This is a genomic window from Pseudomonas sp. Root401 (assembly GCF_001425105.1).
Taxonomy (GTDB): domain Bacteria; phylum Pseudomonadota; class Gammaproteobacteria; order Pseudomonadales; family Pseudomonadaceae; genus Aquipseudomonas; species Aquipseudomonas brassicacearum.
This window is the reverse complement of record NZ_LMDO01000034.1, coordinates 43,344-64,905: the sequence shown is the minus strand read 5'-3', so window position 1 is coordinate 64,905 and position 21,562 is coordinate 43,344. Positions and strand designations below refer to the sequence as shown.

At 54.8% G+C, this 21,562-nt stretch carries 36 protein-coding genes; 31 read left to right on the top strand and 5 right to left on the bottom strand.

What is annotated here, in order from left to right:
• Positions 1–113 precede the first annotated feature (113 nt).
• From ASC85_RS21885 to ASC85_RS21830, 14 genes are all read left to right on the top strand, one after another.
• Positions 114–497, top strand: a complete 384-nt coding sequence (locus ASC85_RS21885) for a hypothetical protein (RefSeq protein ID WP_057451295.1) — start codon at positions 114–116, stop codon at positions 495–497.
• A 313-nt stretch (positions 498–810) separates the two neighbouring features.
• Positions 811–1,287 (top strand): hypothetical protein, encoded by a 477-nt coding sequence (locus tag ASC85_RS32235; protein WP_156395678.1) that lies wholly within the window; start codon positions 811–813, stop codon positions 1,285–1,287.
• A gap of 115 nt (positions 1,288–1,402) precedes the next feature.
• Positions 1,403–1,753 carry a hypothetical protein gene (locus ASC85_RS21875; RefSeq protein ID WP_057451293.1) on the top strand — a complete coding sequence of 117 codons (351 nt, stop codon included), beginning with the start codon at positions 1,403–1,405 and terminating at the stop codon, positions 1,751–1,753.
• 55 nt (positions 1,754–1,808) lie between these two features.
• Positions 1,809–3,965 carry a hypothetical protein gene (locus tag ASC85_RS21870; protein WP_057451292.1) on the top strand — a complete coding sequence of 719 codons (2,157 nt, stop codon included), beginning with the start codon at positions 1,809–1,811 and terminating at the stop codon, positions 3,963–3,965.
• 235 nt (positions 3,966–4,200) lie between these two features.
• The gene (locus ASC85_RS21865; RefSeq protein WP_057451291.1) at positions 4,201–4,449 is read left to right on the top strand and encodes a hypothetical protein; all 249 of its coding nucleotides are present in this window, start codon (positions 4,201–4,203) and stop codon (positions 4,447–4,449) included.
• 74 nt (positions 4,450–4,523) lie between these two features.
• The gene (locus tag ASC85_RS21860) at positions 4,524–4,940 is read left to right on the top strand and encodes an N-acetyltransferase (RefSeq protein ID WP_236712387.1); all 417 of its coding nucleotides are present in this window, start codon (positions 4,524–4,526) and stop codon (positions 4,938–4,940) included.
• Positions 4,941–5,020: 80 nt separating this feature from the next.
• Complete coding sequence (locus ASC85_RS21855; RefSeq protein WP_057451289.1) at positions 5,021–5,341, top strand: hypothetical protein; 321 nt, start codon at positions 5,021–5,023, stop codon at positions 5,339–5,341.
• A gap of 240 nt (positions 5,342–5,581) precedes the next feature.
• Positions 5,582–5,911: a hypothetical protein gene (locus tag ASC85_RS21850; protein ID WP_057451288.1), complete on the top strand. Its 330-nt coding sequence runs from the start codon at positions 5,582–5,584 to the stop codon at positions 5,909–5,911.
• Positions 5,908–6,093: a hypothetical protein gene (locus ASC85_RS32230; protein WP_101165605.1), complete on the top strand. Its 186-nt coding sequence runs from the start codon at positions 5,908–5,910 to the stop codon at positions 6,091–6,093. The genes ASC85_RS21850 and ASC85_RS32230 overlap by 4 nt, the downstream gene beginning before the upstream one ends.
• Before the next feature lie 752 nt (positions 6,094–6,845).
• On the top strand, positions 6,846–7,565 hold the full coding sequence (locus tag ASC85_RS21845) for a hypothetical protein (RefSeq protein ID WP_057451287.1): 720 nt from the start codon (positions 6,846–6,848) through the stop codon (positions 7,563–7,565).
• Positions 7,566–7,578: 13 nt separating this feature from the next.
• Positions 7,579–7,824 (top strand): hypothetical protein, encoded by a 246-nt coding sequence (locus ASC85_RS32225; protein WP_156395677.1) that lies wholly within the window; start codon positions 7,579–7,581, stop codon positions 7,822–7,824.
• A gap of 23 nt (positions 7,825–7,847) precedes the next feature.
• On the top strand, positions 7,848–8,153 hold the full coding sequence (locus tag ASC85_RS21840) for a hypothetical protein (protein WP_234821198.1): 306 nt from the start codon (positions 7,848–7,850) through the stop codon (positions 8,151–8,153).
• Positions 8,154–8,906: 753 nt separating this feature from the next.
• Positions 8,907–9,278 (top strand): hypothetical protein, encoded by a 372-nt coding sequence (locus ASC85_RS21835; RefSeq protein WP_057451286.1) that lies wholly within the window; start codon positions 8,907–8,909, stop codon positions 9,276–9,278.
• Between the two features lie 257 nt (positions 9,279–9,535).
• Complete coding sequence (locus tag ASC85_RS21830) at positions 9,536–9,901, top strand: hypothetical protein (protein ID WP_057451285.1); 366 nt, start codon at positions 9,536–9,538, stop codon at positions 9,899–9,901.
• Between the two features lie 42 nt (positions 9,902–9,943).
• Here ASC85_RS21830 and ASC85_RS21825 read toward each other — a convergent pair whose 3' ends face one another.
• Positions 9,944–10,276 (bottom strand): hypothetical protein, encoded by a 333-nt coding sequence (locus ASC85_RS21825; protein ID WP_116892974.1) that lies wholly within the window; start codon positions 10,274–10,276, stop codon positions 9,944–9,946.
• 191 nt (positions 10,277–10,467) lie between these two features.
• Between ASC85_RS21825 and ASC85_RS21820 the strand changes: the two genes are divergently transcribed.
• From ASC85_RS21820 to ASC85_RS21730, 17 genes are all read left to right on the top strand, one after another.
• A complete protein-coding gene (locus ASC85_RS21820; protein WP_057451283.1) occupies positions 10,468–10,716 on the top strand; it encodes a hypothetical protein in 249 nt (82 codons plus the stop codon).
• A gap of 3 nt (positions 10,717–10,719) precedes the next feature.
• On the top strand, positions 10,720–10,980 hold the full coding sequence (locus tag ASC85_RS32220; RefSeq protein ID WP_156395676.1) for a hypothetical protein: 261 nt from the start codon (positions 10,720–10,722) through the stop codon (positions 10,978–10,980).
• A gap of 112 nt (positions 10,981–11,092) precedes the next feature.
• On the top strand, positions 11,093–11,467 hold the full coding sequence (locus ASC85_RS21810) for a hypothetical protein (protein ID WP_057451281.1): 375 nt from the start codon (positions 11,093–11,095) through the stop codon (positions 11,465–11,467).
• Between the two features lie 336 nt (positions 11,468–11,803).
• On the top strand, positions 11,804–12,442 hold the full coding sequence (locus ASC85_RS21805) for a hypothetical protein (RefSeq protein ID WP_057451280.1): 639 nt from the start codon (positions 11,804–11,806) through the stop codon (positions 12,440–12,442).
• A gap of 174 nt (positions 12,443–12,616) precedes the next feature.
• Positions 12,617–12,865, top strand: coding sequence for a hypothetical protein (locus ASC85_RS21800; RefSeq protein ID WP_057451279.1), 249 nt, complete (start codon positions 12,617–12,619; stop codon positions 12,863–12,865).
• A 101-nt stretch (positions 12,866–12,966) separates the two neighbouring features.
• Complete coding sequence (locus tag ASC85_RS21795; RefSeq protein WP_057451278.1) at positions 12,967–13,200, top strand: hypothetical protein; 234 nt, start codon at positions 12,967–12,969, stop codon at positions 13,198–13,200.
• Between the two features lie 47 nt (positions 13,201–13,247).
• Positions 13,248–13,484, top strand: coding sequence for a hypothetical protein (locus ASC85_RS21790; protein WP_057451277.1), 237 nt, complete (start codon positions 13,248–13,250; stop codon positions 13,482–13,484).
• Between the two features lie 165 nt (positions 13,485–13,649).
• The gene (locus ASC85_RS31505) at positions 13,650–14,132 is read left to right on the top strand and encodes a phage protein NinX family protein (protein WP_156395675.1); all 483 of its coding nucleotides are present in this window, start codon (positions 13,650–13,652) and stop codon (positions 14,130–14,132) included.
• 918 nt (positions 14,133–15,050) lie between these two features.
• A complete protein-coding gene (locus ASC85_RS21770) occupies positions 15,051–15,410 on the top strand; it encodes a hypothetical protein (RefSeq protein ID WP_057451273.1) in 360 nt (119 codons plus the stop codon).
• A 16-nt stretch (positions 15,411–15,426) separates the two neighbouring features.
• The gene (locus ASC85_RS21765; protein ID WP_057451272.1) at positions 15,427–16,068 is read left to right on the top strand and encodes a hypothetical protein; all 642 of its coding nucleotides are present in this window, start codon (positions 15,427–15,429) and stop codon (positions 16,066–16,068) included.
• On the top strand, positions 16,061–16,666 hold the full coding sequence (locus ASC85_RS21760; protein ID WP_057451271.1) for a hypothetical protein: 606 nt from the start codon (positions 16,061–16,063) through the stop codon (positions 16,664–16,666). The genes ASC85_RS21765 and ASC85_RS21760 overlap by 8 nt, the downstream gene beginning before the upstream one ends.
• 152 nt (positions 16,667–16,818) lie before the next feature.
• Entirely contained in the window at positions 16,819–17,379 is a 561-nt protein-coding gene (locus ASC85_RS21755) for a hypothetical protein (RefSeq protein WP_057451270.1), read from the top strand.
• Between the two features lie 47 nt (positions 17,380–17,426).
• Complete coding sequence (locus ASC85_RS21750) at positions 17,427–17,789, top strand: hypothetical protein (RefSeq protein WP_057451269.1); 363 nt, start codon at positions 17,427–17,429, stop codon at positions 17,787–17,789.
• Positions 17,790–17,908: 119 nt separating this feature from the next.
• Positions 17,909–18,331, top strand: coding sequence for a hypothetical protein (locus ASC85_RS33250; RefSeq protein ID WP_236712386.1), 423 nt, complete (start codon positions 17,909–17,911; stop codon positions 18,329–18,331).
• Between the two features lie 343 nt (positions 18,332–18,674).
• Positions 18,675–19,043, top strand: coding sequence for a histone-like nucleoid-structuring protein MvaT (gene mvaT, locus ASC85_RS21740; RefSeq protein ID WP_057451268.1), 369 nt, complete (start codon positions 18,675–18,677; stop codon positions 19,041–19,043).
• A 314-nt stretch (positions 19,044–19,357) separates the two neighbouring features.
• Positions 19,358–19,666 carry a hypothetical protein gene (locus tag ASC85_RS21735; RefSeq protein ID WP_057451267.1) on the top strand — a complete coding sequence of 103 codons (309 nt, stop codon included), beginning with the start codon at positions 19,358–19,360 and terminating at the stop codon, positions 19,664–19,666.
• Positions 19,653–19,919 (top strand): hypothetical protein, encoded by a 267-nt coding sequence (locus ASC85_RS21730; RefSeq protein WP_057451266.1) that lies wholly within the window; start codon positions 19,653–19,655, stop codon positions 19,917–19,919. Before ASC85_RS21735 ends, ASC85_RS21730 begins: the two co-directional genes overlap by 14 nt.
• 165 nt (positions 19,920–20,084) lie before the next feature.
• Here the strand turns inward: ASC85_RS21730 and ASC85_RS21725 are convergent, their stop codons facing one another.
• The 4 genes from ASC85_RS21725 to ASC85_RS21715 form a co-directional block, all read right to left on the bottom strand.
• Positions 20,085–20,303 (bottom strand): hypothetical protein, encoded by a 219-nt coding sequence (locus tag ASC85_RS21725; RefSeq protein ID WP_057451265.1) that lies wholly within the window; start codon positions 20,301–20,303, stop codon positions 20,085–20,087.
• Positions 20,304–20,357: 54 nt separating this feature from the next.
• Entirely contained in the window at positions 20,358–20,552 is a 195-nt protein-coding gene (locus ASC85_RS31500) for a hypothetical protein (protein ID WP_082534433.1), read from the bottom strand.
• A 274-nt stretch (positions 20,553–20,826) separates the two neighbouring features.
• Positions 20,827–21,024, bottom strand: coding sequence for a hypothetical protein (locus ASC85_RS21720; RefSeq protein ID WP_057451264.1), 198 nt, complete (start codon positions 21,022–21,024; stop codon positions 20,827–20,829).
• Positions 21,021–21,398: a hypothetical protein gene (locus ASC85_RS21715; RefSeq protein ID WP_057451263.1), complete on the bottom strand. Its 378-nt coding sequence runs from the start codon at positions 21,396–21,398 to the stop codon at positions 21,021–21,023. Before ASC85_RS21715 ends, ASC85_RS21720 begins: the two co-directional genes overlap by 4 nt.
• Between the last annotated feature and the right edge of the window lie 164 nt (positions 21,399–21,562).

Below are 21,562 nucleotides of genomic sequence, written 5' to 3'. Positions count from 1 at the left end.
GCTAATGCGCAAGGTCACATATCAGAATTCGCTACTACTGGCGCCAGCCAGGAGGTCGCGCAGAGCCTGTTGCACTGGCTTAAACCCACCACTCGCGCAGCATAGGACAAGACATGAAGATCATCTGCTTCGCAATACTCGGCCTCTTGACAGGCACCGCATACGCCGCGCCTGACGCGCCGGAGCAGCCACTACCCGCTAAGTACCTCAAAGAGTACGCAGTCTCCGTAGCAGCGGGCTACTGCGACGTAATCACCCGAACTCACGCCACCACATTGGCTGATACCGCTCAGATGGAGCGTCCTGACGCCAGTAATGAAGTTCTGCACCAATGTCAGTACGCGCATGAAATGAACGCTACAGGCTGCTTGCAGGTGGGTAGCTGCGCCGACTATGAGAGTTGGACTCAGGCCAACCCGGCAATCGCACCATCACTGCCACGCGAAATCTTTCTTTCGGCGTTGAAGACTCGGAACACAAAAAAAGTATCCCAGTGACGATGACACAGGTTTTCTAGGGCGATGATGACCTCCTGATCAACTTGGGTTGAGTAACCTCAGTGATTGATTCGCCAATGCGCCACCAACTAGGAAAATGAGCGATGAGCACCCTTCGAGACCGTTACGAAATCTACGTTGAACAAGCCACTCAATTGGGTTGGGAGATTAAAACCTACGATGAGTGGTTGAACTCTTAAACCAGCGCACCAAGCCTCGGCATTGCCGGGGCCGGGTCAGTAGAGAGGCGCGGTAATTGCGCCAAGAAACCTGTCATTGAGTGATGCAGTGACCATTTACCGGAACCCGTAGCATGAGCACAGATAAAAGCAATCGCACCCTCGCGTCATCCCCAACTCAAGGTGCCCTGGCGACCGAACTTGTCGCCATGCTGGGTTCAATCACAGATTCTGTGATGGCCGATCTTGTGAAGGCATTTCAGCTGAATGGCCGTCCCTTTGCATCGCTGAGCCCCAATGATGTTGAAGTTTTCGAGTTCTTCCGCATGCAAGGTCGAAAATACGGTGTGGTCGCCACGGTCACCAGTAACGCAGATCCAGTGGACTTGGCAAAAGCAGGAACGCGGCAGCAAAAGGACGAAATTTTGCGACGTGCTGACAGCACCGTTTGTGTAGCACTGTTCGACAGCCTTGCGAAACGCGCTGCGGATCGCTGGAACGCAAATGCTGATGAATATAACCAGTGGGATGCCTTGGGTCAGGATGAGAAAGATGAACTCATCGCTGCGGAATTGATGCTCATTAAAAACGGCACTGATACCCACCGTTGAGATACGGGGATCGTCCCTGAACTGGTAGCCCGCTTGGCTCACTCCCCCTTCATTGGGGGGTTGGCGGTATCGGGGCGTGGGTTTCGCGCTCTCTATTTAAGCAATGGACATTTCGATGAACGAAACAACGAACTGCCGTCATCCAAACCAGCACAAGGAAGGCCCTGGAATCAACTGGTGCTCCGACTGCGGTAAGAAGGAGCCCGAGGCACTGTCGGATATTTCCTTAGAATGCAATGGAGTCAATCAGGGAAAACCTGATTGGGCCAAGCACGTTAAAATTGGCGATTCGCTGACCATCAAGCAAGAATTCGGCTTGACGCGTGGCGGTGAGGTCGGAGAGGTCATTGCTGAGCCAAACGACAAAGGCGTTAGCCTGGACTTCTATTGTGACCGTGACGGGGATGAAGACGAGGTGCCCAGCATCGAGTTTTGGGAATGGGAAGAAATTGAGCCCGCAGCCTGACTATCCCCAATCCAACTTTGAAACGATGCCGTAACCAGCGACAGGAACCCGCGCCGTGAGCACAGACAAAAGCATTCGCGCCCAGGCTGTATCCCTTTGGGAAGAACTGACGGGAAAATCCGTCAGCAGCAGCTCCTACTCATTCACGGTGGGCGGTGAGTCTTTCGACCTCTATCAGGCCAATAAGCGGGTACAGCAAGCCCAGGCAGTTGAGGATGACTTGACCGTTGCGCTGGTGGTAAAGACGCTGGCCGAGCAATTCGCTGCCGCCGAGTCGTTTACGCTGGCTGACATTCTCGCCGGCAACGAGCGCCTGAAAGCCCGAGTCGATCTTGTTGGCCGTATGAACGCCCTATTCAGCGACAACGCCTCGGTGACCCTGTTCGACGATTTCTACGCCTATTGCGAAGGCGCCCTCGCCCACTACCGCGAACTCACGCCACAGACCTTGGATGAGAAAAGTCGTCAATTTGTCCGGGATAGCGGCTGCTTTGTCGGGCTCGATGCCTACCATGGGGTTTCACGCCTCACACGGCTGATGGTTTGCGATGGGCCAGTGGACGACGTGGCCAAGGCGAAAGTCAGCCGCTTGGTATTCGCCTTCGACTCAATTGAAGAACTCATTTCCCATGCTCGGCGCATCCCAGTCGGGTTTTCACTGTGCGTAATCGTTGCTCCGAACATCAGCGACAGCTTTTTCGTGATGGTGATTAACGCGGGTGGGCGCATCATTGTTCTCACCGACAAGGGTAATTACGAACATCCGCTGCAAGAGGCCCGGATGCGGGCTCGCAATGACAGGTACAACCTCAACCGAATCGAAGGCAGCCACTTTCCCTACGACCTGCTGGGCATCAAGTGGGGGGACAATGGACGGCGAGCAAGCGAAGGGGACGCCGGCAATGCTTTAATGGTTTCTGACACCGGTCTGCGTGTGCTCGGCAACCTGTCCGATCTGCAAGACTGGGATTTGCTGTGGCTCACCCTTTTTATCGACCAGTGCCGCGAACGCTACTTCACGCGCAAGGTAGCCGAACCCCAGCTGGCGACTGGCTCCATGGTGCGCCTCCCCCACAAGTGGGCCGGCAGTTGCGACCAGCTACCCGTGCCCATTGAATACGAACTCAAGCTGGAAACCCGAACCAGCTCCGAGTTGAATAGCCGGTTTCTGCATTCCATCGAGCCTAAATGGGCGGAACGCTACAATCCGAACCTCTGGATGGAAGAACGTTTTGCCGCGAGTGTTCCAGACGACAGTCTGTACGTGCCGTCTACCGCGCTCAACCATGAGACACCCCTTCTCGCACTGGGCAGGGATGGCCAACTCGAACTTATCCGTCGCGACATAGACAGTTTGCCGTTCTATGAGCAGGAAAAGTTACCTCGCCTGAGTCTGCAAGGCCTGTCCTCGACCGCCCTGTCCACACCTGAGCGTGTCATACGAGACTGCCATTTCTTGGCTCGGCACAATCAAGTGCAGGCCATTGCGCAACTTGTGAAAGAGGATTTCAAGAATCGCAAGGAGGCTGTACAGGATTGGTTCTACAAAGCTGCCGCCAAGTATCTCCCCAAACTCGTTGATGATTTGATGGCGCTGAACCATGAACGCGTCAGCGTGGACACCCCGGCGCACCAGGATGCGCTGCTGGCGTTGGGTCAGGGCAAGCTGATCAACGGTAAAGGCAGTGGTGTTCAGGTGATTAACAGTCACCGATCGATCAAGATTCGCTACGAGCCTGTACGCAACCAGCGCGTCGGAAGCCGCGCCAGGGCTGGCAAATCGCTGGCGGACACGCTTCGCCTGATCGACTACACGTATGGTTTTTATTGCTGCGCGGTGAACCGAGAAGAAGAAGCTCAGCTGTTCATCAGCCTGGAGGTTTCGTCGGTCTTCGATGTGATGACAGTGACAGGCCTGCCACTGGATGGCATTCCAGCAGAGCTTCGCCACTTGGGCGTAGACACCTACAGGGGCAACTCAATCCTCGACCGTATTGACCCACTCGGTGATATCCGTAATCCATGGGATCAGCTCTCGCTCTACTACACCGTACCGGTCAGCCTTAAGGCCTTCAAAGCGTTACGCCGAAGTCGAGGGCTGCACATCCCGAGGGCCATGGAAGTTGAGAAGTACGCACAGCAGCTGGCGGATGAGTTGCTGCATCGCCGTCGCGATGGACGTTCGCCTGCCACGATCCCCGGCCTGGAGTAACAGACAAGCACCCTCCCATCGTAGAATGGGATATCGAGAAGGCCCGCTAGTTCCGGGGCATGCCTACAGAATGGCGTCGCTAGGCGTCAGATCAAACTATGGAATCAGCTATGGCTATCAACCCCGAAATCTTCTGGTCAGTTCTTGCCGCACTGGCTGTGTACGGCGTCTGCAAAACCGTGCTTGCCGGCATAGGCGCGTTTATTTTCAACCGTGTCACAGGGCGATAGGTTTTATGGAACTTACTACAGCACAACGAGAACATGTTGAAGCTGCATTCCCAGAGTGCCGGGCTGAAATGACTGAGTACCTGTTACAGGGGGTTGAGGTAGTGATCTACAAACAGAATGAATGTGGCGCAGATGTACCTCCCTTTGCGGTCGCCCCCACGGACAAACAGGAGTTCTGGATTGGCTGCTGGGACACCCCTGAGTTGGCATCTTCCAGCGCCGCCGCGCTCGGCTTGCGCGTGGTTAGCCAATGACTCAATCAGCCTCTCAGCAGATTGCTGACCCTATGGATGCACTTGTGAGCCTTCAACGAGAGGTTCGCCGAGGCATGCCGACACATCCTACGGGCCTAGGTTCGGAAGTGAGGGTGGTGCTCGACCAGCCAAACGGAGTCACCCGCTATACCTTTGCTCGGATTCAGCATGGCCGGGTCAAGGCTATCGCGCTGTTTGTGCATCATGAGCCTATCGACGGCATCGCTTGTTTCAACATCGGCTACGCGGTGCCCGAAGCGTACCGGCAACGCGGTTGGGCCAAGCAAATTCTGGAGGCCGGTATCCAGGAGTTGAGTGCAGGCTTGGGGCGCCACGGCATTACTCAGTTCTACATTGAGGCCGTGGTAGGAAAAGAGAACATCGCATCGCAACGAGTGGCCAGCGCCGTGCTAGCGAGTGAACCCACCGAGGGTATCGATTCCGAATCTGGGCAGCCAGTATTCACCTATACCCGGCTCATAAAGCGGTAAAACACTTCGCCTCGGCGATGACACATAAAAACCGGGTGCATGATAGGTAATCAATCCAGTCACACCCAAGAGGCATCATCATGGCAACTGTTCAAAAAATCACCCTCGCCGACCGTGGCCAGGACTTCACCGAATGGTTTGTGCGCGATGGCATCGTGATCGATTGCCAGCCCCATCAAGGGAAGGTCTGGGTCGGTACACGCTTGGAGTACCCCGCAGGCCCGCTGAAAGAAGGCAGTGTCGTTCACATGCGAGCGCCTGTAAGCGGCAAACTCACCAACCTCAACTATCCTGTTGAGTCGGTGGTGTTGCTGAGTGATGAGGACGCGGCCAAGGTCGAAGTCTTAGGCCGCAAATGGGCCGAAATCAAGGGCATGGCGGCGGCAGACCTTGGCCTCTGATATTTCTAGGAAAGTAGTGAGGTTCGGCCTCGGGAGTATCACGGTCGCGACAGCGCTGATTCTCGTGCTGATCGTCGCTACCGTGATTGCCACTGATCGGTCTCGGGCTCGCACCGCTTGCTTGCAGTCAACCCAAACCGCCGAGGAATGCCCAACGCCCAGCGGCTGGGAAACAATGCTGAGAAGAGCTACAGCCAGCTAGCCTGAGCGCCCACACCGACTCTCTTAAGGAGCAAGCACATGAGCAAAAATGACGGACGCCTCAGCGCGGTTTTCGAGAACCACAACTCAGGGAGTGAAACGGCGCGAATCAGAGCAAACGATTTCGTTAAAGTCGCTGGTCACAGCGCTGTTGGGTTGAAACCGGATCGGGCTTTTGTGGCGCAATTCTTGGAGCAGGCGTCCGGTGTCACAATCGACGAAAGGCAGCGTGCTGCCTTGCAGAAGACAGTCGCAGGCCTTCCAGAACAAACCTCAGTGGAAGATTTGTTTGTCGCCCTGGAGAAGGAAGAACCGCTCGCGATATTTTCCGCCGCCCTCCGCCAGCAGCTCAACGGTAGCGCTCCATGACACGTCTAACGTCAAAACAGCTCCATGACATTGCTGATTGGTGCCGCGAGCGTCACATGCTTCCCGACCGCGTGACAGGTGCCGATGTAGCCGCTGCCTGCCACTCATTAAACATCGAGCATGACGGCAATTTTGACCTCTACGATGTGAAAGAGGTTGGCTCGCTCTGCGAAACCGAGTGAGTCAAGGCCTGCTATGACGACAGTGAAGACCAAGCCCCTCACCGATGCAGATCGAGCCGCCCTGGACGATCTACCTGACTCTGGATGGTTCGACGTAGCACACGCGCAGGTTACAAGGCCTTCTTACCGCTGCGGGCGTTTGGAGGCTGCCGGCTACTTAGAACGACGCGTGGTAGACCTGAAAGCACTCGCAGGCCATGCTACTGCGCGTACCGAATATCGCCGTCATCCCAAGCCCACGGCAAACTGGTCAGAAGCGCCCCACGACGCTACCCATGTGATGCGTACACCGGGATGTGATCGGGTTGTTTGGATCAGGATTGAAGGCCCTTACGATGCTTTTTGGTGCTGGCCCCAGGCTAAAGGATGGAGGCGATCATCCTCATCATCGGCCTTGTTGCTCAAGGACAGGCGAGTAGAGTCCCGCCCGGTATCCACGCATGGTTCGTGCAGCTCATCCCTCGCATCCATCTGAGTCCCCGCAAAACAAGATCAGGCCATAGCCTCAAACTCGGGGGCTGTTCGTTTTTGGTTGGTCGGGGGCTTCTAGATCCTTCGCCGCCTCAAATCCGAATCTGGGTGCGCACGATTTATACTGCTCTCCAATGACACGGCTATGGCGAGGACATACTTTCTCAGCACAAAAGCCCGCGAATGCCATTGGTGATGCTCTCTACCCTGAGCTGCCTATGTTCGTGACTGGATAATCAGCGTCCCTTGCGCAGGGGCGCCATCGCCATGCAGGATCAATAATGTTCAAGACCATGAAGCCCGTTGTAACCCCCCTGGAAGCGCCACATGATGGTGAACGCCACTCCCACCCTGCCTACGGCTTAATCAGCGTTGCGAAGACCTCGGTAAATCCAGGTGGTGTCCACCTGTTCGGTTCCGACCTCAACCATCGTAGCGTTCTGACGGTCACGCTTCACACTGCCATCCAGGATCGACACCTGAGCCGCGACTGGTATCACTCTGATGACGAAGTGGTGCAATTCCAAATGAGCGAAGCCCAATGGGCAACATTTGTCAGCTCGGTTGGTGGTGCCGGCGTTCCCATTACTTACGAGTTTCGTCCTATCGAAGAAGCTCCGTTGCAGTTGATTCCTCGGATCGAAAAGGTTGAAACCATGACCGAGACGTTCGAGCGTGAAGTCCGCGAAAAATGTGATGGCTATGTGGCCACCGCAACCGAGCTTGTTGAACGACTCGCGCAGTGCGCAGAAGAAGGAAAGATGAGCAAGGCAGCGCTCAAGGAAGTGCTAGGCATGGCCCAGACTTTGAGCGTCGGCCTTCCTAACTCCATGGGCTTTATCCAGAAACAGATGCGGGAAACCATGGAGCGGAATGTAACTGCCGGCAAGATCGAGCTTGAAGCGTTCGTGAACGATATGGCAATGCGCAAGGGTTTTGAAGCTCTACGCGAACAGTCTCCGCAGTTGATCGAGCAGACAACAAACACCAGCAACGAGTAAACGGAGGACACAAATGAACCACAACTGCCATGGACAGTTCTTCACCGCACAGGGCGTGAGCTATTACTGCTGCGCTTTAGATAGCGCCGTCACAACTGAGCCAGTCAGCAACGGTGAGGCTTGCCATAACTGCCAGCGTCCAATCATCGGCATGGAGGAAACAGTCTCCGCAATCGAAGTGCAGGTCACGACTGTAGCGCGTATGCGATCTGGTGCGGCAGTGATACTGCAAACAGAAACCCGGACTCAATCAGAGTAATTGGAAGCGAAGGAGCAAACCCAGTGGAAGAACTGACAATGATCCCCCGGCTTTACGCCAACAGGAGGATTGCCCTGCAATTGATGTGCGAGAACGGCGAGTCCTGGGGCACCCTGTCGGTGAATCTAGTAGATGCCGAAATCGCGGATGATGAAATGGGCGTCCCCGTGTGGAATCTTCCAGAAGCAAGAGTCTCGGCCTTTCTGGAAAGTGGCCAATTTGTGGATACCGGCAAAACTGCCCCAGCCGGGTATGTCGAGGCTCCGATTTGGCGCGTGGTCTGCCCGAAGCTTTTGGCAGCCTTTGCACGACTTCGCGAGCAAGCGTAACGGCAATCCATCCACGCACCATTCGCTGATCGTATCCTGAGCCCCAATCATTAGGAGTGGGGCTACTATCTCTGCGTGAAGGCCGGGGCAACGGCGCCGGCACAACCCAGATTGAGGTGAGACGATGGCCCGCATCCCCTATGTGAAAGTGAACGAGTGTGACGAAATCCAACACTGCTTTCACTGCGCTCACCCGATCTATACCGAACGATACGACTCCGAAGAAGACGGCTTTCGTTGGAGTGGCGCCTGCCCTTCTTGTGGTCGGGACGCGCTTGGACGGGATCGTGAAATTCCAATGGCTGGAGACACCCGGCCAACTGCCCTGTATTCGTACAAGTGCGGAGAGTGCAACTCTCGCGGGCAGCTACAGATGACCGTGCTTACTCCCTACCAGGACACGAATTGCAGCACCTGCGGCGCAAGCGTCACGGCTGAGTGGGATGGCGGCGTAGACCTTTCTGTCGTGAAACGTTAAGGCGCATGCTCGCTGTCGATCTTGCAGCGAGTTAAGACGGCATTGATGCGTGCTTAGAGTTCCGGTCTAGCGGCTGCGGCCTCGCGAAGCGCCGGTATCCGGCGTAGCCATGATCAATCGCAGCCCTAGCAAGCGTGCAAGCCTTCAAAGCAGCGCCATGCGACATGAAGCGGCTCATCACCTAGAGCAAGTGCAGCAAGTTGTGTTGAGACCGATACCCCCGGTAATTACGATGCCTATGGCACATCCGCCTCTTTGAATTTAAGGAATTTACCGTGAATACCTATTTGCATGAACTCGGCAGCTGCTATGCCGCGATGACCAAAAAAGTTAGAGCAACTTTTTTAGTTCTAGCGCTGCTACCAGGGTTGTTGCTACTACCGATGTTTTGGTACATGACGACAAGCAACGACGCCACGGTTGCCACATTGCAGCTCGCACAGTCCGCTGCCGCTGGCGAAAAGGTTGATGAGAAAACCTTGAGCGGCATGGTGAAAAATGCGTTTTCGGACAGCCAAGCAAAAAATGTGTTTGTCTGTTCAGTCGTCGCAGTATTTTTAATCACCAATTTGCTGTTCATGCTGTTTTTGTTCCCTGGCGAACGGCTGATGAAAACTAAGATCATCGCTTCCGAACACCTCGTGTAGAACAGCGGCGGCCCCATGCGCATCAGGGCTCGCCCGCATGGGGCTGACCATCGAATAAATGGAAAGAGAGTTTTATCGTGCGCACCAGTCAGGACGACTGACTTCCCCATTCCCCAGGGTCGGGCTCGGGAATGACCACCAAGGCTCCAACCCACTCAAGTGTGATGACATCGGCGCTTAGGAGGATTGCTGGCCGGCAGGCTATGATCAGTCCTCAGCCTACGGCAGGTGCCGGCCTACACACTGGAGCAGTGATTATGGAGCGCAAGACTGTTCGGGAACTTCTCGAATTCGCCCAGGACGATAAACGCCTCGATGCAGCGATCAACAATGTAATCGCGGGCATTGAAAACGGAAGTATCGACGTGAGGACGCTCCCCATTGCCGCCTCGCCGATCAGGCCCGGCCTGATGACAGAGACCCAGCAGGCTTATCTCGCTGAACTGCTGGTGAAAGCTAGCGGCGTAGAATTGAGTTCCGAGTTGATGCAGGCTCTGGTGGCTACGATTCGTGATTTGCCTGTTGAAGCCACAGTAAAAGACCTTGAGGCGACTTTGGTTGACCACCCCCTGCTGGGTGAAATGGGTGCCGCGCTACGCAGCTCGAATCAGGTTCCCGCATAAATTTATGCAAGCCTGCCGGCTTAACTGTTCACCGAGCGGGCTTTATGCCCGCTTTTTGTAAGTCACAGTCAGTTCTCCCCGAAAGGCCATGATGCTCGCGATCAGAAATAGGCCGGCAGGCGCTGCCAGACAGAATGACAAAGGCACTGCTAGGTCAGACCATGAAGTGATGAGCTTGTCCAGATAAGGCGACTCAGGTGCTTTGAGTACCGCCTGTAAAATCGCGTGCTGCACGCTGGTAATGGATCGCAAACCCACCGCACCCAAGATCAGGGTCAGGGTGAGCAAGGCGCCGCCGAGTAAAACCGCGCTTACACGTCCGACAGAACCCAGAGCATTTAACGGTTTTGTAGGGTCATTCTGATCAGCTTCCATAGTTCTCTCCGCAAGATGGTTTTCAACAATCTGGCGAAAGCCTCGCTTCCCTTCAATCGAACCCGTGGCATTTGCACAAGCCTGGCGACTCATTTCCGATTATCTGGGATGAGAACTTCCATGCGCCTGCGATGACACCGTTTGACCAAGATGACAATGGGCACCATCGAACAACCCATTGGAGAAACATCATGGCCCACACTGCATTTCAAGTAACCGCTGACGACGTAGAAAGCGTTCTCCACAGCCATACCGCACGCCTGATCAATACGCAGGGACTCTCCATCATCGACCTCTCGGTTGAACTGCTCGGCGAAATCGATCACGCACGCATCGAAAAGGCTGCCCTGAAAGCGTCCACCGATGTTGACGAGCAGGCCACAGCTGCCCTCGCCGAAATCAAAACCAATCTTGTCGAGCTGGGCGTCCTGGAGTTCTGATCCATGGCTACTAACACAGTCAGCGCTCCCGCTTCTAACTCAGATGATGCTCTGACCAAATACGTTGTTTTGGGTGAGCACACCCTTTGCTATCGCATCCCCCAGACTCCATTGACGCTCGGCGTGCTGGCCGGCAGCGTAATCCGTGGTGGCCACAACCCTCTCAATGGCCCGGTAAGCGTTTTGCCCAGCGAGAAACTGCGGCCTGCAACAGTGGAAGACTTTGATTTCTTCCGCGTCTGCCACATTGGCCACCTCACCTGATCAGGTGTCGGTTCCCTTATTCGGGCGCGAGCATTTCAAGGCTGTGCCCGATGACACACTGCAATAGAACCGAGAATTGGCGCATACAAATTGCGAGTTGAGGACACGCCCGATGCCGATGACCGACCTACAGATTGCCGAAGCTGCAATTCAAATTGTGCTCGATAACCTGCCTTACCCACGCAATTTAATGGAGCAGCTGACATACACTTCGCTGCCTTTCATGCTCGACAGTGGCAAAATCTGCGGGCCGGCGCCGGACAACGCTGCCGTGTTCATTGAGTACCCCTCCGACTGGACGGGCATGGCGGTCAGCACCAGAGCAGGCCAGCTGCGCTACTGGTTCATCTTCCATTGCGAGTACACCAACGAAAGAGCGCTCGCGTGCCTGGGCAGCCAGCCCAGCATCTGTGCTGCCATTGTCTCGGCAGCGCAACATGTACAGACCAACATCCGAGCTTGGCGCGATCACCAACAAGCCGCCTAATAGGTCGTCAAAGGTCGATCTGAGGCGCAGTAGTAGCCCAACCCGCGCATGCGCGGGTTTTTAATCTGTAGTAAGCGCGTCGTGTTGGGTGGCACAGTCAATCAACCCTCAATAGGATGGCCTCGATATGCTTCCTAGGGGCCTCCATGCAGACTGAGCAACTACCTTATTCGATCCGGCAACGCCTTGGGCACGCACCAGATCAAGAAATCGCGAACGATGCCAATTGCAGCGTGCAGACAATCCTCGCTGCCAGATTGGCGCTTGGGCTACCCTCTTGCGTGAGCGAAAGTAGCGACAAGGATAGGGCTTGGTCGCCGATTCCCGCTGGCGGGGATGAAGGTCAAGGTCTGGGAAAGCTTTCCACCACCCTCCCAGTGCAATGAGGATATTGAGTTGAATCCTTTTGATGAGCCCGTGAGCTTGCAAGGCATAAAGCTTGTTCGAACCTTCTTTTCAACACTGACGAACCTTCCAGGGGATCGTCAACTGTCCAAACGCGCTACAGAGATATGGGGTAACGGCCTCGCAGAGACTGGCGGCAGCGAAGACCAAATTCGCGTTGTTGGGGTGTGGTTCAACGAGCATTATCAAACATGGCCAGCGCTGCCGACGATAGTTCAGGCCGTCAAGGTTCTGCATGAAACAGGAACACTCCCCGCCGAGCGATTGGAGAACAAGTCCGAATTGGCTGCGATGGCATTCCTTCAAGCCGCTGATGCGCTTGGACTGTCTCCTTTCGAGTGCAGTGACGCACTTATATTGGCCGGCACCCTAGCCCACTATGCGGGTTATCGGAGGGAGCATCCTCGGATGAGCCAAGCTTCTGTGCAACACGACATTGCTGGCTACGCCGAATGGGGTAACAGCGTAGCGAATGAAATACTCGATGAAATACAGGATGGTAAAGGGGCGCTGCGTGATTTGAAGGACTATCTGTTCAAAGCAGCTCCAGGTGACGAATCCGGTAGCTGATCGGGCGTGAACCGATACTCCCACTTTTAGCCCCCACCACACCTAACTTTTCTTTTGCATACCCTGACGGACTCGCTTCCAAACGATGGAAGTGAGATTTATCTCTCGCCACTGCGATGACACCGCGCCCTTGGTTGGATATTTGATCCCGCACCCAACCAATGGATCATCGCCATGACTACCATTCTCGCAACAGTTGCTGACCTGCCCCCGATTGCCGTTCTTTCGGAAATGTTATTCGCCCAGGGTGATGAGGTTGTGACCAAAGGTGATCGTCACCCTTTCTGGATGACCGTCACCTCGGTCAACTCCCGGACTGGCTTTTGCCGTTGCAAGTTTGGCGGCTCCGGCATCGACGCAGGCAACTTCCACCAACGCGAATTGAAGTTTTACGGTGGGGCTCTGATACAGATGGCGGGCTGAACTGCCCCCTGATTTCTGTCCAGCTGCCACCACCTCAACCAGTGGGCTATCCTTATCGGGTTATGGCCCAACCGAAGCCCACCTCAACAAAGGAGACTGGCATGTCCCAGACTGAGCTTTCGCACGCAGAGAAGCAGCAGCAGGAAAATGAGTCGAGGTTCAGCGAATCCCATATCGCCAAGTACGAGCGCATCATCAAGGCGGCCACCACATTGACTCCAGATGAAAAGCTCGCTTTGGAAAAGTGGGAGAAGGAAAACGTAACCGGCGACGGCAATTTTGGCACCAGTGACTGGCCGGGCTGGGATGCCGTAATCTCGCGCATCAGCCACTAGCCTCTCTCTGTTGCAAGACAAACATTCACAAACTTCGGATGCAATTTATGGAAAGCCCTAACTACAAAGCTGTGATCACCCTTGAAATCGAAGGCCATTCGCCTGATCAATTCGGAATGGCGGTGAAAACTGCTTTCGATCTTTTGTCCTTCGGTTTCAAAGGCTGCGAAGGAACCACCCCAAATGGTACAAAAATCACCTGCAACGTAGACTCGAACCTACCCTCCGACCCTATGGCTATGCCCCGAATGCTCGACATGTTCGAAAAAACAGCGCGCACTTGAACAGCCCTAGCACCTAGGCGATCTTTTAAGCGATGGCCTTATCAATGGTCGCGCCCCCCTGGGCTGAAATCTCATCATCGTGGCTCAGCATCTTTGTCTGGCCACGGTGACACAACTCTCCCGCCCTCATGATTGGCTCATCAACTTGATACCGAGGCCAATCCCGTGAACCAACCCAAAGCAAAAGCCCGCAGCGCTGGCGTTAAGATGATCAATGTCGCTGCTGGAGACCTCACCCCCCTCATGATCAATTGGCTGGTAGCCGGCCTCGAAGACGTTCCAGTCCACCTGAAAGATGGTGACCTCTGGCATAACCCGTCCCAGTTTGGCCCCGAGGGCATCTACGCCCCTTCGACCGACCCAGCTAGCGGCCACCCCATCCTTGAGCGGGAAAAGATCCAATTGCGCTACGTGGAGGAAGAAGGCCATTCCTTCCATCAACTGTGGATGGCACAGGACTGTCGGTTCCGGCCAACTTCAGGTTCGGTTGAGTGGACACGGCGTTATGGCCACTCTTACGCCGAACTCGACTATGGCTACCTGACAGGCCCGACCATGCTGATTGCTGCCTTGCGGTTCTATGTCACAAAAGCCGTTGCCGGCAAGACGAAGAAACCGATGCTCCGCGTACCTGCCGACCTTGTGTAACCCGATGGAGACTTGAAATGCCTATGCACCTGAGCAAGCAAGAAGTCCAATTGATCGGGCTGACCACTGTGCTGGATTGGTGTAAGCCCGAACATGAGGAAGACCAGCCATGAGGGCGCCGGCCAAACCCCGCGCCATGTCGCCCCTGATGGAACGGGTACTCAGCGACATTGCAGAAGGGCGCGGAGCATTTTATGGCTGCTATGGACGAAGCGAGCATGGCGGGCGCACAGGAACCATTGCCGGACTCGCGAAGCGCGGATTACTGGACGGTCGCGGTGACCTCACCGAGGCCGGTCGCTTACACATCGCGCAAGAGCAGTCGAAGTAAGAGAGGCGTGCAGTTCAGCAACCCATCGGTGATCGACAAAGCCTTGCCACTACCGCCCCGCTTCCCTGACTAGGTTTCGAGAACATGGGCGTCAGCAGATGACACCGGCAGGAAAATGGCAGAATTGGCTTTCAATCAAGTTATCCAACCGAGGACGACATGCGCGGATTAATCAAAGCCTTGGCAAGTGGCCTGGATAGGGCGGAACACGATGTGTTCGTGGCACCACAGGTGCATGTCGGGTGCGGTGATGCACCACCCACTGCGCTCGATAACGCTTGGTACTGGTGCAATGGTTTCAAAAAAGGTTTCACAGAGTGCCGCACAGACCAGCTCCAGGAAAGGCACGGCAGGGCCAGTCAATGCTGGAAGCAACTGTGGCCTTTGAAGAACTTGATCATTCGCTCCCGTGATCGAAAGCTTCGGGATATGAAGGCCCCGGAATCGGTTGCTGTCGCTGACCTCACCGAAATCACGTTTGCACTGCCAGACGCGACCTATACCAGTACACCGTCAGCATCTAAAACTCATCACCAACAGTAGAGCCCTATATGAACACCAGACCCCAACACTGGTTACGAAAGGTTATGGCTGAACACAGCCCCGCGCTGGCAATCGCGGAGAAAATCGAGGACGCCGATGAGCGTGTTGCAAACCTCAAACTCCAGATTATCGCCGTACAAGAGTCTCGAAAGAAGCTCGAACTTTCCGCCCGCGAACTAGCCGGCCAGAACGTCGGCGAGGAACAATTGACCGAGGCAGTCACAACCACCGAGCGCGATTGCATTGGTGCCTGCCAATTAACAGCGACCATTCTTCAAGCAGAAACGCAGCGATTGTTCGTGATCGCAAACCCGTTCTTGAACGAGTTGGTTGCGCCGGAGTTGGATAAGATAAACACAACCAGCGAGAGCCTTTCACGCTGGAAATCTTTCAGCGAGCATTGAACCCAGTTGTAGTTAAATGGGGTCGTTGCAGCAGTTTGCGTGCATAGACCTAGGCAGTAGACTTGAGATAGCGCTTTCTGAATCCGATTTGCAGGGTGGTATTTTGCTTCATCATCTTAAAGCATCATTGATACAAGCATTTAAACGCACCAGGGTGGTCGAGGTATTAGGCCGCCCCAAGCGTATAGATCCTTTCAAGCCCGGCTCGCATCCCGTTCTTCACCGTGCGCGAGCGTTCTTCTATGGGCGCTACATTCTGTGCCTGATGCACCTTGGTTACGGGGTCATAGTCATAGGGCGAGCAGGATCTGGCAAATCCTACCTGCTCAGCAAAATCCGAAATCTCATCGTTCTCAAACCTGATATCAATTTGGTTTTGCAGGGTCAGCGCCCTGAACTCGATGTTTGCCGGCTCCCTGATGGGAATTTGGCGATTGAAGAGCCAAACCGCTTTGCCTGGGATAACCGTTCCGAATTATTTGGAGTGCTTCGCGGACGCAGAGTGCTGTTCACAGCACAATCCATGTCTGTAGTGAGCGATCTAGAATTGCAATCCCTGTTCGAGGATCGCCTTGTGGTGATTTTTCTGGGCGGGCGAGAAGACTTCCGCCGCGAGTTGCGTGGCCAGGGACTGAAAAGGAGCACGTATTTTGGTTGAGCCAGTAGAAATCTTGCCCCAAGAGCCGCCGAAGCAGATCACTGCGCGGCATGTGGCCCATCACCTCGGTGAACACCTTACGGGGTTCCTGGCGGCAAACAACATGAGTGGTTGGGTCGCAAAAGAAGACTACGTGCTTCGGGATGACAGACTCAGTGACCAAATCCTCTTGGTCAGCCAAAGCACTGGCCTGTCAGTGGATCGTTTTCGACGGATAGCAAAAAAGCTCAAAAAACTCGGTCAGGCTCACGGGGCCGACCTAACGCTTACCGGGGCAAAGTACATGCTCGCCCACGCACTGGGGTATTCCTCGCCACAGATGGCCATGCAGTGCCGCACCGTGGATGAGTTCATAGAAAACATCTGGCCCAAGGGCGCGGCGATGAGTCTCGTGTCCTTGAGCGATGCCGTGGATGGGCCACACGTTAATCCCGAGCTTCTGGCATTGCTTAAAGACCGAATTCAGTTCAACCAGAAGCGCGATGCGACAGTCACCATAACCACCTCAGCTGACCCAAAGGCTGGGAAGAAAATGAGGCTGGAGCGCAGAGAGCGACAGAGAAGAATGGATCGAGAAGGAAGTCGCCCCAGATCGTAAGCGCGACTAAACAGAAACGGGTTCGGGGAATAACAGATCCCATTTTCGGAGGCGAGCATCTTCCACAAAATCATTGGTCGCTTCGATGACACAACTGCTCAAGGGTGATGATGGCTCCATCAACAAAGCGCGCAACGCGCAGGAGCCCAGCGATGAATATCGGACACATCACCCTTCTTCGCAGCAAAACCCAACCTCAAGCCAAGTCCACCGTGTTCCCGCTGGCAGCATTCTATGCTCACCTGCAAAACCATGACTGGTACTACTGTTTTTCCGAAGACCGAGCCGCCTACCGCGCCGGCGAAGTGTCGGAGCAGCGCCTGCGAAAACTCGCCCGCGACTCGGGGCCTGTCCACGAATGGCTCTGGGAAGAATTCAGCAAGCACAAAGGTACTGGGCCGGCCTGGAACACTCCGCAGCATCCTATGCCACCAGCGCCAGCTGATCTGACATTCCGGGACATGGTGAATATCCGTATCGAAATGGCGAAAGCTGAACTGGTCGCAAAGATCATCGCCAGCGTAAAACCCTTCTTGCCGAGTTCGATTGTTCAGCTCGATCCGGTATGGCGGGTAATGCAGAAGGTGCTGTACCTCGGGGCGTATGCTGGACAGGGTAAGGCACCGGCAATTATCGCCTCTCACCCGAAGCTCGCTGGCGCCTGGGAGCAAGGTCAAGAGTTGGTAACGGCAAAAGAACATCCGACTATCTGACACAATCGTCCCCGGCACGCTGGGGCACCTCACTCTGGAGAAAAGGCATGCATCCAGCAATCGGCCAGCTATCCAATGGCCAGTTCTACAGCTACATCAATGGCCATAGCGAAGAACCGTTCTTCGGCACGCTTGAGGAAGTAGAGGTGGCCATGGGGCTGCGTGAGCCGATTGTGACCACGCCGAGCTTTGCCCCAGCTGAGCAGGTTGATCCGGCGCCAGCGAAGTCCTACACCGTGACTCTCACCTTTCAGTATCCTGCTTGGGATGAAGTCAACGGCATCCGCTATCCCGACATTCGAGCGGATTCCAAGTCACATGCAAACATCATCGCTCGCCGTCTTGCCTGCAATGATGGCCACCTTGGTAGCGGTAAAGGCCGTCTAACGTTCACCGCCACCGAGTTGTAAGTAAATTCCTGTCTTGGGATGTGGGGAGTTTCCCAAGCCAAAACTGTAGACGCCAGGACACACAGCGACTCACCCTACAATAGGCAGCATCCCGAGCACAGACGCCATAGGAGATTGAAGTGGTAAAGGGCAAATACCCAGCTGAGCTGCTGGATCACAAACGCGATGGTTTCGAAGCCTCTATCAAACGCATCGCGGTGGAGCGTTACGGCTACCCAGACGAAAAGCATATGGTCGAACAGGCGGTGTTGCGTTTGCCTAAAGGTGACTATGCAGCTAGCTGGGTTCGCGGAGCATGGGAGGGATTCAATATTGCCCATGAGAATGGTGGCCACGGCTTGGACAAACACAAATCCATCCCGGTCGAACGAGGCCTGTATTGGTACTTCGAGAAAGGCAAAGCCGAGCCCCGCCCGGTCATGGTTGATCCAACTCGATGGGTGAACAAGTTCAAATCATTCAACGGCTCTGAACAGGCTTGGCTGGCTGATGGTGAGTACCTGCTGGGGCCACAGCCCGTTCCAGCTGATCAGCCTGAATAGTCTTATCTTTACGACTGGCATAGCGCATTTCAGGCCAGATGAACACGTCATGTGACGAAGCAATAGTCGCAGACCTGTTCTGCTTGGCACGGTCAGGCCGATGGCGCCGCGTTGGGCCACTGCCGCCCAATCCATGTACTCGGAAGTACCGGATGAACGATAAAACATTGCTTACGCCAACTGTGGTGGAAGCTTTATGAGACTGACTATCAAGGCTATGCTTCTGATAATCGCAACAATCTCAAGGCGCGTCAGTCTAGCTAAATGCACCGCATTGAGTTGCCTTTTGCCACCGTGTCTGTTGACATGTTTTTTGCAGCTGAACTTCTAACGTGAGAATGCCATGTCCCTGATTGCCGAATACCGCCAAACCCAACAAGCAGTTGAAGAACTGCAAGCCCGTCTGACCGCCCTGTCCACCGATGATCGGCTCAAGAAAGAGTTGGAGTTCGAAGACAAACTCCGCGAATTGATGGGTGAGTACAGCAAAAGTCTGCGTGACATTATTGCGCTGCTCGATCCCCAGGCGACGACTAAGCGCGCTGTCAATGCCGCCTCCCCTGCTACCCGTAAGGCACGGCAGATCAAGGTTTACAAAAACCCTGAGAACGGGGAAATCATCGAGACCAAGGGCGGTAATCACAAGACCCTTAAAGAGTGGAAAGCCAAACACGGCGCTGAAACCGTCGAGAGTTGGGCATCGGTCAAGTAATCGTATCCAGGTCAACAAAGGGAGCTTCGGCTCCCTTTTTCTTTCGCACTGCAAACCAGCAATGCGCCCTCTATTTGTCCCTTGCAGCGGCTCTGGCGTGAGTAACTGCATCCAGTTGAAGTGAGGCGCTGGCTGCCCCTCGATACAATCCGACCATAAGCCCTCTCACGCATTGCGCCGAGGTGAGTCCCTGAATCCCTATGTTGGGGTCTTAGGATGTGCTCTGCCGGCTCTATTGCTGCGATGACACTACGGGTACGAGGTGATGATGAACCTGCATCACCAGATCACGAAGGCCTCAAAGGAACTCCCCAATGCCGGCTGTATGCGACCACCCAGTAGGGTACATCCCTGATGAGCTGATCAAAGCAAACGACTGGAACAAGCGCCTCATCGAGTTTGCCAAAACGATTGATGAGTTCAATGAGTGCGGCCAAAGCGTACAGATCGAGCACCCAGGCTATGTCAGTGAGTTCAACTACTGTCCAGAGTGTGGTCAGCGGCTGGATCGGGTAGCGCTCGGGTTACTGACCTTTGACGAGGCCTTCGTCGTATTCACTGCGCATAAGCGAGCGCACCCCAACCCAGGTGGGGTTCAAGGAGCAACGAATGGCAAGCATTGATGAGGCACAAGATGCCACCAGACTGATCAACCTCACGGCAACGGTCGAAGGCGGGTACAAACCGTTCACCGTCCGTTTGGTGGACGGTAAGCACCACTACCCACTCTCTACCAGTACGTACAACTACTGCCAGACCGATGAGACCAAACACGAAGTGGCACGTCGCATCGCTGCACTCTGGACGATGGCCAAAGGCATCCCTACTGCGGAGTTGGAGGCCTTCGCAGCATCTGGCCGCACGCTGCGAAAATAGACAATGGTGCTTTCACAGAGCCGCCTGCTGGCGGCTTTTTCATTATCGGGAACCACAGCTGTTGTCTGTTTCCGAAATTAATGCGAAATCCCGAAATAGCTGCCGCTACCGAGACCGAGCAAACGAGCAGATGCGGGCCGGTAGTGTGCAGCCGGGATTACCATGCTACTTCGGTTGGTCGTCGGCGGCTTTGTTTTCAGGTGCCGGCACGTCGAATGATTCCTCTAGAACCATCACCCGGCCACTTGGTGGCATGGTAGGTCGGATGGTCACTTTGGGCACGCCGGATGACGCTCGCACCCCTTTGGCAATGGAAAGGGATTCAGGGCTGTTCACTTTCACCCAATGGGCCTTCAACTGTTCTGCAAGCGATTTGTTTTGCATGCTCATTTCCGGTGTCGGTGAAGCTGCCCATGGGCGCGGTAGCCGCCCTTCCCATCATTTTTTCAGCTGATCAAGCTGATTAGACAAATCAGCTACCTGCTCGCGAAGACTTTCACCTCGCTCTTCAAACCGTCGATCCTGCGCAGAACTACCGTCTTCCCGCGTTAGGCCCTGATGCACCCAACTTTCCAGTTCCTGCTGTGCCGAAGCCAACTGCTGTTCGAGTTGTTCTTTTAGGGGGTTGCTCATAAATCACCTGTTCTGTTGTGGCGCACAATCACGACTCTTCACTGATTTTGCCCCGATTGGTTAAGCCGAAGCCGTAGGATGCAGTCGAGCGTTATTCAGGTCTTTGATCGCGCCGAGATCGACCAAAAAAAAACTCCCCAGAGTAGACAGCCCAACGCCAGGGTTAATAGCGATCGCATGAATCCATACTGCGAGTAATTTACAACCGTGGCACCGATGATTGATACGAGAGCGATGAGCCTCAAAACAAGTTCGAGTTGCATGGTTTTTACCCTTACGAGCGCGCTGCTGCGCGATTCGCCGGCCAAGCTTTCGGCTTGGAATAGCCACGCTTTTCGCGGATCTTCTGGAGTTGGGTTAGTCGTTCAAATGCCTCACGCGCCTGGAACTGATTAACACTGATGAAGCAGCCGTGACCTGTCAGTTGGTCTTTAAATTCGTCAAAGTAGTCTTTCTGATAGCTGTTTTTCATAACGTTCTTTCCAAAACCTGTTTGGCCCTCTGGCGACCTTCCCAAATCAAAAGGCGGCGCTGTGGAGTGCTGGTCTCCAGCTCCCGCTGGGAGGGTGGGAAGACTGGGAAACCGAACTTTCGCAACGAACGTCGAACCGTTTCACGTTGCTCCGGTGTCCAGTCCTCTACTTCGCCGAAAATCTGAGCCACGCAAGCTACTTCGTGCTCGGCTATGTCAATCAAAGCCTGACGCTCTTTACCGTTGAGCAAGAAAACCTTGAACGCGTATAGCCACCCTCGCCCCGTAATTGTAGGTTCGCGAAATGCAAAAGCAGGCAGCCCAATATGAACCTTCCGTTCCTCCCATGCGGCTTTGACGCTCTCGTAGAACATGGCTTTTTCCTACGCTGGCCGCTTGTCTTCGACCAACTCGAAATAGTTGTGTTGGACATTACGCACCGAACCCTCGACCACAGTGCCGTCGGTCAGCCTGATACGAGCGCGGGAAAGACCTGGTGCCTTGAGTAGAGCGACCCCTATTTCCAAAGGGACTACTG